Below are 12773 nucleotides of genomic sequence, written 5' to 3'. Positions count from 1 at the left end.
GTGGCACGATGGATTGCTTCGTCGCTTCGCTCCTCGCAATGACGGGAGGAAAAGGAACCCTCCATCTTGGAACTTCACCAGCTGCGCTGCTTCGTGGCAGCTGCCGAGGAACTGCATTTCGGCCGTGCCGCGCAGCGCCTGCAGATGATGCCGTCGGCGCTGGGGCGCCACATCAAGCTGCTGGAGGAGGATCTCGGGGTGCGGCTGTTCGCGCGCACCACGCGCGCGGTGTCGTTGACCGAGGACGGCTCTGTGCTGCTGCGCGAGGGACGGGCGCTGCTCGGCCGCGCCGAGGCGATCGAGGACGGCTTTCGCCGCCGCCTGCGCAAGCCGCAGGCGCGGCGCTTCCGGATCGGCGCGATCGACAGCGCCGCGGCCGGCCTCTTGCCGCCGCTGCTGCGCGACCTCCGTGCCGCCCATCCGGACGTTGCCGTGCAGTTGCTCGAGGAGAAGACCATCCGGCTGCTTCCGAAGCTGTTGTCGGGCGCGCTCGATCTCGCCTTCGTGCGCCCGCCGGAGCGGCCCGACCGGCGCATCGAGTTTTTTCCGCTGCTGCAGGAGACCGCCGTGGTGGCGCTGTCGCACAAGCATAAGCTGGCGCGGCGCAAGCAGATCGTGCTGCCCGATATCGCCGATCAGCCCTTGATCGTGCCGGAGCGCCGCTCGCGGCCGCATAGCCACGACCTCACGACAAAGCTGTTCGACGAGGCCGGGCTGACGCCGCGCATCCAGGAGATCGCCGACGAGAAGCAGACCATCGTCAACATGGTCGCAGCGCGGCTCGGCGTCGCCATCGTGCCGCGCTGGACCGCACGGATGGCAATCCCGGGCGTGCGTTTCGTTCCCTTAAGGCTCAAGCGCGGCAGCAGCACCGGCCGCCTGCCGCTCGCCGCCGCCTGGCTGAAAGGCTCCCGCGATCCGGTTCGCGACCAGGTGATCGCGGTGCTGGAGGCAAGGTTGAAGAGCTACGCAAGGGAGGCGTAGCGCATCCCTCTCCTCGTCATTCCCCGGTGCGCAATTGCGCACCTGAGGGCTCGCGCCAAGAGGCGCGTCCCGGAATGACGGGAGGATGGCGGCGTACTCCTACCGCTGCTCCGTCCGGCTTACCGACGCTCCGCTCACCGCTGCAGGAAACAGGACCGCCGCGGCAACCACGCCGGCGATGGCCCCGAACGCTGCGAGGATGAACGGAGCCGCGAATGCCGGCGCCGTTTCCGTTGTCCCGAGCGCCGCCCCCAGCGCGGCAATGCTGATGGCAAAGCCGGCCTGCCGGACGATCATGGTCATGGCGGAGGTCATACCGGCCTGCGCGGACGGAGCCAGCGCCAGGGCGACGCTTCCCAATTGCGGGTTGGCCAGGGCAGCTCCAATGCCGATCGTCAGCATGCCGGCAACCGTTGCGACGCCGCGCATCGCAGCGTCGGCGGACAGCGCCGCCACCACGAGCAACACATCTCCCGATGCGATGATGCCAAGCGCCACCATGAAGAACAGCCGCCAGCCCCATTGGGTGACGAAGCGACCTCCCAGCAAGGGCACCAGCAGCATCGGCAGCGTCGCCGCCAACAGTGCCACCCCCGCCACTTCCATGCTCACATGCAGGCCGGCGCTCAGGAACAGCGGCAGATAGACCAGGACCGCCCAGTAACCAAACTGGATGGATGTCAGCGATGTACCGACCCCGATCATCGGCGCCGTCGCGAACACGCGTGGGTCGAGCACCGGATGCGGACTGCGCCACTGCTGCCAGACGAATGCGAAGGTCGCCGTCGCGCTCGCGATCAGGCCAGCCACTCTCACGACCCATGCGGCGTCGTGCCTCAGCAGCGCGTCGATTGCGAGACCCAGCGACAATGTCAGCAGTACGATACCCTTGGGATCGAGCGGACGTCCGTCCGGCTCATGCGTCTCGGCAACGACCCGCGGCACGGCGAGGGCCAGCATAAGGCAAACCGGGATGTTGGCATAAAAGATCCAGCGCCAGCCGAACCACGCGGCGAGCAGGCCACCCAGCGTCGGACCCAGCGCCATGGCGACGCCCGAGATCACCCCGATGGTGCCGAAGGCCCGTGCCCGCTGACCCTGATGCGGAAACGCCCCGGCGATCAGCGCAATCGCGCCTGTGCTCAGGAAGGCCGCACCGATACCTTGCAGCATGCGAGCGGCGAGCAGCAACGGACCGCTCGTCGCCGCGCCGCAGGCAATCGACGCCAGCAGAAACACCATGTTGCCGGCCAGCATCGCGCGCCGCCGCCCGAACCGGTCCGCGAGCGCGCCTGATGCCAATAGCGCGCCGGTGAGGGCAAGGCTGTAGGCGTCTATGACCCAGGCGGAGCCGGCAACGGCGAACCCGAGGTCCTTCGCAATGCCGGGCATCGCGACCACGACCGCGGTCACATCGAACAGGATCAGGAACGCGCCGAGCCCAAGAACGAGCGTGATCAGGGTCGATCGCTCTTGGGCGACCTCCGACGAGCGATCATGCATGCCGCGCTGCCTCCCAATCCCCGGCCGGGGTTGTACCCGCACGAGGTCTGCGTACGCCCGTCCTGCTGACAGCATGGTGTCAGCAGGGCCGGCTGCCTGAACCTGTTTGCGATCGGGGCGCACCAACCTGCAAAGCAAGTGTCATATTGGCCTGCTAGCGCTTCCGTTGCGACCTGCCCGTGCGTTTCCCGCGCCGGAAGTGGCCCGACGCTTCGCCGGCATTCCTTGACCGGAGGGATCATGCTCCGCATCGTCACGTGTCTGACGCTCTTGATTTCCCTTCAAGCGGCCGCGGCGCAAGACAGGGCGCCGGGCGTTTCCTCACAGCCCTATTTGGGCGGATCCACTTCGCCGCCGACCGATCTGCCGTCCGGGATCGGCAGTTATCGCATCTACGAAAACCTCATCTTCTCGATTGGCTCGCCGATGTGCGTTGGCAAGACAAGCTACGTATGTGCTCCCGCGACAAACGATGCGGAACTCGGTCAGCGGGGGTATTGGTCAGCAAGACCAGCCGACCCGAAACTGACCGCGCCGGTGTGCCAGTAGACTGGCTCCCGTCTCTCCTTCGAATCGAGAACCATCCTCATCGTCGTCCTGGCGAAAGCCAGGACCCATTACCCCAACTGTCAATTGTTGCGCGACGCTGGGGCCGCGAGCCCGTTCATCACTGAATGCGGTGGTTCTGGGTCCTGGCTTTCGCCAGGACGACGCTGGAGAGAACTGCACGCGAGCCCGCGTCCGGCTAACCCACATAGACGAGGCTGTAGACATATGACTTCGCCCCCTTGCGGCTCACCCAGTCGCCTTCCGGCGGGTGACCGCCCTGGGCGGCCGGCAGCACGTCCCAGGGCCGGCCGGTGCAGGACCGGTTCGCCGGATCCCAGGCCACCCAGCCCCAGTCCGGCCGGATGTTCCATCCAGAAATCCTGCTCCTGTCACTGGTAGCCGGCGGTTCCATCGGGGCGGATTTTGCGGACGCAGCTGTAGACGAGGGCCTCACTCTGCCGGCGCAGCTCGAATCTCTCCCGGTTTTGCGGAGCGGCCATGAGTTCCTCGTTGGTAGACTCGCGTTATGTTATAATATAACAATTTTCCCATGGCGCAGACGCACACCCACGACCATCACCATCACGGCCACGCCCATCCCCATGGGCACAGCCACGGCCCCGCGGCGCATCCGGCCCAGGCCGCGCCCTGGTCGATCCTCCGCATGCCGGTGCCCGCCCGGCTGGCCGCGGCGCTCGCGGTCTCTGCCTGCCTGTGGGGCGTCGTCTGGCTGGCGATGAGGTGACCATGAGCGCGCTTGTCACCTTCCGCGACGTCACGCTCGGCTATGACCGCCACCCGGCCGTGCATCATCTCAACGGCGCGGTCGAGGCGGGCGCGCTGCTGGCCGTGATCGGCCCGAACGGCGCCGGCAAGTCGACGCTGCTGCGCGGCATAGCCGGCGTGCTGAAGCCGCTGTCGGGCGTGATCGATCTCGACGGGCTCGACCACCGCGACATCGCCTATCTGCCGCAATCCGCCGACATCGACCGTACGTTTCCGATCTCGGTGTTCGATTTCGTCGGTACCGGGCTGTGGCGCTCGACCGGCTTCTTCGGCGGCATCGGCAAGGCCGCGCGCGACAAGATTTTGGCGGCGCTCGCCTCCGTCGGCCTCAACGGCTTCGAGAACCGCCCGATCGGCACGCTGTCCGGCGGCCAGATGCAGCGCATGCTGTTCGCACGCGTGTTGTTGCAGGACGCCCGCCTGATCGTGCTCGACGAGCCGTTCAACGCCATCGATGCCAAGACCACCGCCGATCTCCTTACGCTGGTGAAGCGCTGGAACGGCGAGGGCCGCACGGTGCTGGCGGCGCTGCACGACCTCGACATGGTGCGCAACAATTTCCCGGAAACGCTGCTCTTGGCGCGCGGCCCGGTGGAATGGGGCCCGACCGCGGAGACATTGACGCCGGACAATCTGACCGTCGCGATGCGGATGTGCGAGGCGTTCGACGACAGTGCCGCGGCCTGCGCCGCCGATCCGCGCTCACGAGCCGCCTGACGCCGATGCTCACTGACGCGCTGATCACGCCCTTCACCGAATTCGAGTTCATGCGCCGCGCGCTCGCGGCGGTGATCGCGCTGTCGCTTGGCGGTGCGCCGATCGGCGTGTTCCTGATGCTGCGGCGGATGAGCCTGGTCGGCGACGCCATGGCACATGCGATTCTGCCTGGGGCCGCGATCGGCTTCCTGCTGTCCGGGCTCAATCTGTTCGCGATGACGACCGGCGGCCTGATCGCGGGTTTTGCCGTGGCGCTGCTCGCGGGCCTCGTCGCCCGCACCACCGAGCTGAAGGAAGACGCCTCGCTCGCGACCTTCTATCTGGTCTCGCTCGCGCTCGGCGTCACCATCGTCTCCATCAAGGGCACCAATATCGACCTGCTGCACGTGCTGTTCGGCAACATCCTCGCGATGGACGACCAGACCCTGCTGGTGATCGCGTTCAACGCCACCATCACGCTCTTGGTGCTTGCGGTGATCTATCGTCCGCTGGTGATCGAATGCGTCGATCCGGTGTTCCTGCGCACCGTCAGTCGCGCCGGCGCGCCGGCGCATCTCGCTTTCCTCGCGCTGGTCGTGGTCAATCTCGTCAACGGCTTCCACGCGCTCGGCACGCTGCTCGGCGTCGGGCTGATGATCCTGCCTGCCGGCATTGCACGGTTCTGGTCGCGCGACATCACCACCATGATCTGCATCGCGGTCGCGAGCGCGATTGTTTCGGGCTATGCGGGGCTCGTGCTGTCCTACCAGACCCGGATTCCCTCCGGCCCCGCGATCATCCTGGTTGCGGCGGGGCTCTATATTGTGTCGCTGCTGTTCGGCAATGTCAGCGGCCTGGTTCGGCAGCTGTTTCCCGGCCGCCATCTCGAGGCGTGAGGACGATGCGGCGGTTATTCGGGTTGATCTGTCTGGCACTGATGCTGGCGAGCGGCGCGGCGCGTGCCGAAGAGCGCATCAAGGTCGTCGCGAGCTTCTCGATCCTCGCCGACATGGTGCGCAATGTCGGCGGCAACAGCGTCGACGTGGTGGCGCTGGTCGGGCCCGACAGCGACGCGCATGTTTATGCGCCGACGCCGGCGGATGCCAAGAAGGTCGCCGACGCCAGGCTGCTGGTCATCAACGGCCTCGGCTTCGAAGGCTGGCTGCCGCGGCTGCTGCAAGCTTCCGGCAGCAAGGCGCCGGTTGTGGTGGCAACCAAGGGGATCATGCCGCGCAAGATGGGCGGCCATGACGATCCGCATGCCTGGCAATCCGTCGCCAATGCGAAGATCTACGTCGTCAATATTCGCGACGGGCTGATCGCCGCGGCGCCTGACCAGGCCGCCGCCTTCAAGGCCAATGCCGACGCCAACCTGGCCAAGCTCGAGGCGCTCGACCGCGAGGTGCATGAGGCGGTAGCGAAGATACCGGACGCGCGGCGCAAGGTGATCTCGACCCACAACGCCTTCGGCTATTTCGCCGACGCCTACGGAATTACGTTTTTCTCGCCGCTCAGCGTCTCGACCGATTCCGAGCCCAGCGCACGCGATATCGCCGCCATCATCGCCCAGATCAAGCTCGCGAAAATTCCGGCAGTTTTTCTCGAAAATATCAGCGATCCGCGCCTGATCGAGCGGATCGCGGCCGAGACCGGGGCCAGGGTCGGCGGGACCCTGTATTCGGACAGTTTGACGGCCGAAAAGGGCCAGGCACCCACTTACATTGATATGGTCAGGCACAATATAAAGGCCCTGACCAGCGCGCTCGCCAACTAGGGCAGGGGCCCCCTTGCCGGGATTGAGCGCGACCCCAAGTTCCTCGGAGTTGTTATGGCTGAAGCTTCGCAAAAAATTCCAGTGACCGTGCTGACGGGCTATCTCGGCGCCGGCAAGACCACCTTGCTGAACCGCATCCTGTCGGAAAACCACGGCAAGAAATACGCCGTCATCGTCAACGAATTCGGCGAGATCGGCATCGACAACGACCTCATCATCGGCGCCGATGAGGAAGTGTTCGAGATGAACAATGGCTGCGTCTGCTGCACGGTGCGCGGTGACCTTGTCCGCATCATGGACGGGTTGATGAAGCGCAAGGGCAAGTTCGACGCCATCATCGTCGAGACCACGGGCCTTGCCGATCCGGCGCCGGTCGCGCAGACCTTCTTCGTCGACGAGGACGTGCAGAAGAACGCCCGGCTCGACGCCGTGGTGACCGTCGCCGACGCCAAATGGCTGAGCGACCGCCTCAAGGACGCGCCGGAGGCCAAGAACCAGATCGCGTTCGCCGACGTCATCGTGCTGAACAAGACCGACCTCGTCTCCAAGCCCGAGCTTGCCGAGGTCGAGGCCCGCATCCGCGGCATCAATCCGTACGCAAAACTGCACCGTACCGAGCGTTGCCAGGTCGGACTGTCAGACGTGCTGGAGCGCGGCGCGTTCGACCTCGACCGCATCCTGGAGATCGAGCCGGATTTCCTCGATGCCGGCGACGGTCACGACCACGATCATCACGACCACGGTCATCACCATGATCATGATCACCATCACCACGATCACGGCCATGGCGGGCTGAAGCACTATCACGACGAGGACATGCAATCGCTGTCGCTGCGTTCGGAGAAGCCGCTCGATCCGACCAAGTTCATGCCCTGGCTGCAGAACCTCGTCGCCACCGAGGGTCAGAAGATCCTGCGCTCGAAAGGCATCCTCGCCTTCACCGGCGATGATGACCGCTACGTGTTCCAGGGTGTCCACATGATGCTGGAGGGCGACCACCAGCGGAAGTGGAAGGACGGCGAGAAGCGCGAAAGCCGCGTCGTGTTCATCGGTCGCGAATTGCCGGAGCAGGCGATCCGCGACGGCTTCGAGCAGTGCATCACCACGTGATGAAAGAGTTCGATCCGGGCGAGGCCCCTTCTTCCATCGTGTCGATCACCGATCGCGTCAAGCAGCTTCCGCTCGGCGCGGCGGTCGGTTCGGTGCATTTTCTTGGCGACCGCGCGTTCTTCGTCGGCGCCGAGGAGAGTGTCGCGATCGCGACCGCCGACGGCGAGATCACGCGGACCGAGACGCATTTCGGCGCCATCCTGTGCGCGGCCTCCGACGGCAAGCGGCTCGTCACCGGCGGTGACGACGGCAAGCTGATCGCGATCGACGCCAGGGGCGAGATCTCGACGATTGCGACCGACGCCAAGCGGCGCTGGATCGACAATGTCGCCCTGCACAGCGACGGCACCGTGGCGTGGTCCGCGGGCAAGACCGCCTTCGTGCGCAATCCCAAGGGCGAAGAGAAAACCTTCGAAGTGCCGTCGACCGTCGGCGGACTGGCGTTCGCGCCGAAGGGCCTGCGGCTCGCGATCGCGCATTACAACGGCGTGACCTTGTGGTTTCCCAACATGGCCGCCAATCCGGAATTCCTGGAATGGGCCGGCTCGCATCTCGCGGTCTCTTTCAGCCCGGACAACAAATTCCTCGTCACGGCGATGCATGAAGCCGCGATGCATGGCTGGCGGCTCGCCGACAACCGGCACATGCGGATGAGCGGCTATCCGGGCCGCGTGCGCTCGATGTCGTGGAGCGCCGGCGGCAAGGGGCTCGCGACCTCGGGCGCCGATACCGTGATCGTCTGGCCGTTCACCAGCAAGGACGGCCCGATGGGCAAGGAGCCGGCGATGCTGGCGCCGATGCCGGCGCGGGTCGCAGTCGTCGCCTGCCATCCGAAGAACGACATCATGGCGGTCGGCTATGCCGACGGTACCGTGCTGATGGTCCGGCTCGAGGATGGCGCCGAGATCCTGGTGCGCCGGAATGCCGGTACCGCGGTGTCCGCGCTGGGGTGGAATGCCAAGGGCACGCTGCTCGCCTACGGCACGGAAGATGGTGACGCGGGCATCGTGGAAATGTAAGAGATCGCTGCATCGTTCTCGGGCGGGGAAGAATCGGCGGCGTCATGCGATTTCTCACCACATTCCAGCTCGCCGACTTCATCGACACGCTGGTCAGCCTGACGTCAGCTTTTGTGCTCGGCACCCTGATCGGGGCCGAGCGCCAGTACCGGCAGCGCACCGCGGGGCTGCGCACCAATGTGCTGGTTGCGGTCGGCGCGGCCGCCTTCGTCGATCTCGCGATGCACCTGGCCGGCGCCGACGGCGCAGTGCGGGTGATCGCCTATGTGGTGTCGGGGATCGGCTTCCTCGGCGCCGGCGTCATCATGAAGCAGGGCATGGACGTGCGCGGCCTCAACACCGCAGCGACGCTGTGGGCCTCGGCCGCGGTCGGCTCCTGCGCCGGCGCCGACCTGGTGGCGCAGGCGGCGGCGCTGACCGTGTTCGTGATCGCCGGCAACACGCTGCTGCGCCCGTTGGTCAACGCCATCAACCGCATTCCGCTGAACGAGAAGGCCTCGGAGGCGACCTATGAATTCAAGCTCGCCGTCACCCCCGAAGCGTTGCCCGCGATGCGCGACCGCCTGGTGGAGAAGCTCGAAGCGGCGAACTATCCGGTCGCCGACGTCAACGTGGTCGAGGCCGGCGACGACTTCCTGGAGATCGTGGCGACGCTGGTCTCCACCGCGGTCGAACCCAACGAGCTGAACGCGGTGGTGGTCGACTTGCAGCATCAGCCCGGCGTGCGGCACGCGACCTGGGAAGTCAGCACCACGGATTGAGGCGGGGCTCCAACACGCTGCACTCAGGAACCTTGCGTCGGCCGGATCGTTGACTTCGCTGACAATCGCGGGGTGAACGAGATGGCTGCGGATCGGACCAGGCTGCGGAACGACGTGCTGATCGCCTCCACGCTGGTGGTGGCGGGCGTTGCGATTGCGGTGCTGTCGCTGCACGCGATCAACGCTGCCCCGCCGCAGGAAATGGCGCAGGCAACCCAGCCGCTACAGACAACGCCGCCCGCCGAGACAAAACCCGGCGGCGAGCGGCCGACCACGCCGGCACCGGAGCCTGCGCGTCCCGACGCTGACGCGCAAAAGGCCGGCGCCAAACCGGTGCTGCCGCCGGCGCCCGCCGAGAAGATCGCGCCGCCGATCGAGAAGAAATAGGTGCGTCCGGCCGACGCATTGTGACGCGCATTTGACTGACGCTGCCGATTATACGGTCTCGCTTCCGCCGCCCGCGCCCGCCATAATCTGTCATCTTGCCAACGACAGATGGGGCCTTTCATGAAGATCGAGGACGTCCGGCGCACCGCCTATTCGATGCCGCTCACCAACCCGTCGTTCCCGCCGGGGCCGTACCGGTTCTTCGACCGCGAATATTTCATCATCACCTACAAGACCGACCCCGAAGCGCTGGCGGCCGTGGTGCCGGAGCCGCTCGAGGTCGCCGAGCCTGTCGTGAAGTACGAATTCATCCGCATGCCCGACTCGACCGGCTTCGGCGACTACACCGAGACCGGGCAGGTGATCCCGGTCCGCTTCAAGGGCGAGCTCGGGGCCTATACCCACGCGATGTATCTCGACGACGAGGCCCCGATCGCGGGCGGCCGCGAGCTGTGGGGATTTCCGAAGAAGCTGGCGCGGCCCAAGATCGCGGTCGAGAGCGACGTGCTCGTCGGCTCGCTACATTACGGCTCGGTGCTCTGCGCCTCCGCCACGATGGGCTACAAGTACCACAAGGTCGATCACGACACGGTCCTGAACGCGATGAAGGCGCCGAACTTCATCCTGAAGATCATTCCGCATGTCGACGGCAGTCCACGGATCTGCGAGCTGGTGCGCTTCCATCTCGACGACATCACCTTGAAGGAGGCCTGGACCGGCCCCGCCGCGCTCGGCCTGTTTCCGCACGCACTGTGCGACGTCGCCCGCCTGCCGGTGCGCGAGGTGGTCTCGGCGCTGCACTACAAGGCGGACCTGACGCTCGGCCTCGGCTCGGTGGCGTTCGACTACATGGCGAGGTGAACGGCGCTAGTGTCCCGAATCCGAAGTTCGTATCATTCGCCGCACCTTCGGAGCGAACTTCGGATTCGATAAGGACACTAGCAAACTTATGATTCTAGTGTGCTTTATGAATGCGAAGTTCGTGAAAGCGGCTGCCGCGAAATCGCACGAACTTCGCATTCAGCACACCAGACAGCAAAATGCCCGGCGCAAAGCCGGGCATTTTCGTTCTCAACGTACGCTGCGCGGTCAGCGCACCAGGATATTCTTGAACTGCCAGGGATCGCTTGTGTCGATGTCTTCCGGGAACAGTCCCGGACGATCCGTCAGCGGAGTCCAGTCGGTGTAGAAACCCTTCACCGGGCCGAGATACGGCAGCTGGATTTCCAGCAGGCGATCGAAATCCATCTCGTCGGCTTCGACGATGCCCTCGTTCGGGTTCTCCAGCGCCCACACCATGCCGCCGAGCACGGCCGAGGTCACCTGCAGGCCGGTCGCGTTCTGATAGGGCGCGAGCTTGCGGGTCTCCTCGATAGAGAGCTGCGAGCCGTACCAATAAGCGTTGTTGTCGTGGCCGAACAGCAGCACGCCGAGTTCGTCGATGCCGTCGACGATTTCGTTCTCATCGAGGATGTGGTGCTTCTCCTGCATCTTCGCGGCGCGGCCGAACATTTCATGCAGCGACAGCACCGCATCGTCGGCCGGATGATAGGCATAGTGGCAGGTCGGCCGGTAGATCGCCGTGCCCGATGCGTCGCGCACCGTGAAGTAATCGGCGATCGAGATCGACTCGTTGTGGGTGACGAGGAAGCCATACTGTGCGCCGCGGGTCGGGCACCAGGTCCGCACGCGCGTGTTGGCGCCCGGCTGCATCAGATAGATAGCTGCGCCGCAGCCGGCTTCGTGGGTATGCGCATTCTCGGGCATCCATTTTTCATGGGTGCCCCAACCGAGTTCGGACGGCTGCACGCCTTCCGACAGGAAACCTTCCACTGACCAGGTGTTGACGAAGACATCAGGTTCCTTCGGCGACTTGGAGCGCTGGGTGTCGCGTTCTGCGATATGGATGCCCTTGATGCCGGCCTGCCGCATCAGGTCCGCCCACTCGGCCTTGGTCTTCGGCTTCGGGGCATTGAGCTTCAGGTCGGCGGCGACGTTGAGCAGCGCCTGCTTGACGAAGAACGAGACCATGCCGGGATTGGCGCCACAGCACGAGACGGCCGTGGTCGAGCCCGCGGGGCGCGCCTTCTTGGCGGCCAGCGTCACTTCGCGCAGGGCGTAGTTGGAGCGCGCTTCCGGGCCCTTCGACGAGTCGAAATAGAAGCCGAGCCAGGGCTCGTTGACGGTGTCGATATAAAGCGCGCCTAGCTCGTTGCAGAGCTCCATGATGTCGGTCGAGCCGGTATCGACCGACAGATTGACGCAAAAGCCCTGGCCGCCGCCTTCAGTGAGCAGCGGGGTCAGCAAGTCGCGATAATTGTCCTTGGTCACGGCCTGCTGGATGAATTTGACATTCTGCTGCTCGCAATGGGCCTTGCGGCCCTCATCCTTGGGATCGATCACGGTGATGCGCGACTTGTCGTAATCGAGATGCCGCTCGATCATCGGCAACGTGCCTTTGCCGATCGAGCCGAAGCCGATCATGACAATGGGGCCGGTGATTTTCGCGTAGATCTGCGAGGAGGGGCTCATCATTTTCTCCAGGAGAGCGCCGAGCGGCGGGTAGAGTGGATCAGGGGTTGCGTCGCTTTGCGGTGACTTCGATCTCGACCTTCATCTCGGGCTTGTAGAGCCCCGCGACGATCAGCATCGTTGCGGCCGGGCGGATGTCGCCGAGAACCTCGCCGCAGACCGTGAAATGGGCATCCACGTCACTGATGTCAGTGAGGTAGTAGGTCGCACGGACGATGTCGGCCATCGCAAAGCCTCCCTCTTTCAGGGCAGCCTCGATGGTCTTGAAGCAGTTCCGTGACTGGCTCGTGACATCATCAGGCATGGTCATGGCGGTGTAGTCGTAGCCGGTGGTTCCGGCGACAAAGGCGAAGTCGCCGTCGATCACGGCACGGCTGTAGCCCGCGGTCTTCTCGAACGGCGAGCCGGTGGAAATCAGGCGGCGGGACATCTCGGACCTCGGCTGAAAATGGCATTGCGCGGGGTTTACGGGCATTTTTGGCGCCCGCGCAACCCCCAGATTCTGAGTTGGGATTCTGGGCCTTGCGGCCGGCGCTAGTGTCCCGAATCCGAAATTCGTATCATTCGCCGCACCTTCGGAGCGAACTTCGGATTCGATAAGGACACTAGCAAACTTATGATTCTAGTGTGCTTTATGAATGCGAAGTTCGTGAAAGCGGCTGCCGCGAAATC

The 12773-nt window shown here is 65.0% G+C and carries 15 protein-coding genes; 11 read left to right on the top strand and 4 right to left on the bottom strand.

Annotated features, from left to right (window positions below):
• Positions 1-66: 66 nt before the first annotated feature.
• Positions 67-984: a LysR family transcriptional regulator gene (locus tag ACE10Z_RS39225; protein WP_375785468.1), complete on the top strand. Its 918-nt coding sequence runs from the start codon at positions 67-69 to the stop codon at positions 982-984.
• A gap of 99 nt (positions 985-1083) precedes the next feature.
• On the opposite strand, the gene ACE10Z_RS39220 is transcribed toward ACE10Z_RS39225, so the two are convergent.
• Positions 1084-2610: an MFS transporter gene (locus tag ACE10Z_RS39220; protein ID WP_375790031.1), complete on the bottom strand. Its 1527-nt coding sequence runs from the start codon at positions 2608-2610 to the stop codon at positions 1084-1086.
• Between the two features lie 117 nt (positions 2611-2727).
• On the opposite strand from ACE10Z_RS39220, the gene ACE10Z_RS39215 reads away from it, so the two are divergent.
• Positions 2728-3036, top strand: coding sequence for a hypothetical protein (locus tag ACE10Z_RS39215; RefSeq protein ID WP_375785467.1), 309 nt, complete (start codon positions 2728-2730; stop codon positions 3034-3036).
• A 196-nt stretch (positions 3037-3232) separates the two neighbouring features.
• On the opposite strand, the gene ACE10Z_RS39210 is transcribed toward ACE10Z_RS39215, so the two are convergent.
• On the bottom strand, positions 3233-3448 hold the full coding sequence (locus tag ACE10Z_RS39210) for a hypothetical protein (RefSeq protein WP_375785466.1): 216 nt from the start codon (positions 3446-3448) through the stop codon (positions 3233-3235).
• A gap of 138 nt (positions 3449-3586) precedes the next feature.
• On the opposite strand from ACE10Z_RS39210, the gene ACE10Z_RS39205 reads away from it, so the two are divergent.
• From ACE10Z_RS39205 to ACE10Z_RS39165, 9 genes are all read left to right on the top strand, one after another.
• A complete protein-coding gene (locus tag ACE10Z_RS39205; RefSeq protein ID WP_375785465.1) occupies positions 3587-3781 on the top strand; it encodes a hypothetical protein in 195 nt (64 codons plus the stop codon).
• 2 nt (positions 3782-3783) lie between these two features.
• The gene (locus tag ACE10Z_RS39200) at positions 3784-4539 is read left to right on the top strand and encodes a metal ABC transporter ATP-binding protein (protein ID WP_375785464.1); all 756 of its coding nucleotides are present in this window, start codon (positions 3784-3786) and stop codon (positions 4537-4539) included.
• Between the two features lie 5 nt (positions 4540-4544).
• Positions 4545-5414, top strand: a complete 870-nt coding sequence (locus ACE10Z_RS39195) for a metal ABC transporter permease (RefSeq protein ID WP_092123731.1) — start codon at positions 4545-4547, stop codon at positions 5412-5414.
• Between the two features lie 5 nt (positions 5415-5419).
• Positions 5420-6292, top strand: coding sequence for a metal ABC transporter solute-binding protein, Zn/Mn family (locus ACE10Z_RS39190; RefSeq protein WP_375785463.1), 873 nt, complete (start codon positions 5420-5422; stop codon positions 6290-6292).
• Positions 6293-6346: 54 nt separating this feature from the next.
• Positions 6347-7402: a CobW family GTP-binding protein gene (locus tag ACE10Z_RS39185; protein WP_375785462.1), complete on the top strand. Its 1056-nt coding sequence runs from the start codon at positions 6347-6349 to the stop codon at positions 7400-7402.
• Positions 7402-8421: a WD40 repeat domain-containing protein gene (locus ACE10Z_RS39180; RefSeq protein ID WP_375785461.1), complete on the top strand. Its 1020-nt coding sequence runs from the start codon at positions 7402-7404 to the stop codon at positions 8419-8421. The genes ACE10Z_RS39185 and ACE10Z_RS39180 overlap by 1 nt, the downstream gene beginning before the upstream one ends.
• 44 nt (positions 8422-8465) lie before the next feature.
• Positions 8466-9182, top strand: coding sequence for an MgtC/SapB family protein (locus tag ACE10Z_RS39175; RefSeq protein WP_375785460.1), 717 nt, complete (start codon positions 8466-8468; stop codon positions 9180-9182).
• 81 nt (positions 9183-9263) lie between these two features.
• Entirely contained in the window at positions 9264-9569 is a 306-nt protein-coding gene (locus ACE10Z_RS39170) for a hypothetical protein (RefSeq protein WP_375785459.1), read from the top strand.
• 120 nt (positions 9570-9689) lie between these two features.
• A complete protein-coding gene (locus tag ACE10Z_RS39165; protein WP_375785458.1) occupies positions 9690-10430 on the top strand; it encodes an acetoacetate decarboxylase in 741 nt (246 codons plus the stop codon).
• A gap of 228 nt (positions 10431-10658) precedes the next feature.
• Here ACE10Z_RS39165 and ACE10Z_RS39160 read toward each other — a convergent pair whose 3' ends face one another.
• Together ACE10Z_RS39160 and ACE10Z_RS39155 are read right to left on the bottom strand one after the other, a co-directional pair.
• The gene (locus tag ACE10Z_RS39160) at positions 10659-12101 is read right to left on the bottom strand and encodes a homospermidine synthase (protein WP_375785457.1); all 1443 of its coding nucleotides are present in this window, start codon (positions 12099-12101) and stop codon (positions 10659-10661) included.
• Positions 12102-12141: 40 nt separating this feature from the next.
• Complete coding sequence (locus ACE10Z_RS39155) at positions 12142-12531, bottom strand: RidA family protein (RefSeq protein WP_375785456.1); 390 nt, start codon at positions 12529-12531, stop codon at positions 12142-12144.
• Positions 12532-12773: the final 242 nt, after the last annotated feature.

It is taken from the genome of Bradyrhizobium sp. Pha-3, assembly GCF_042258615.1.
Taxonomy (GTDB): domain Bacteria; phylum Pseudomonadota; class Alphaproteobacteria; order Rhizobiales; family Xanthobacteraceae; genus Bradyrhizobium.
The sequence above is the reverse complement of the archived record's forward strand: the minus strand, read 5'-3'. Positions and strand labels throughout refer to the sequence as shown.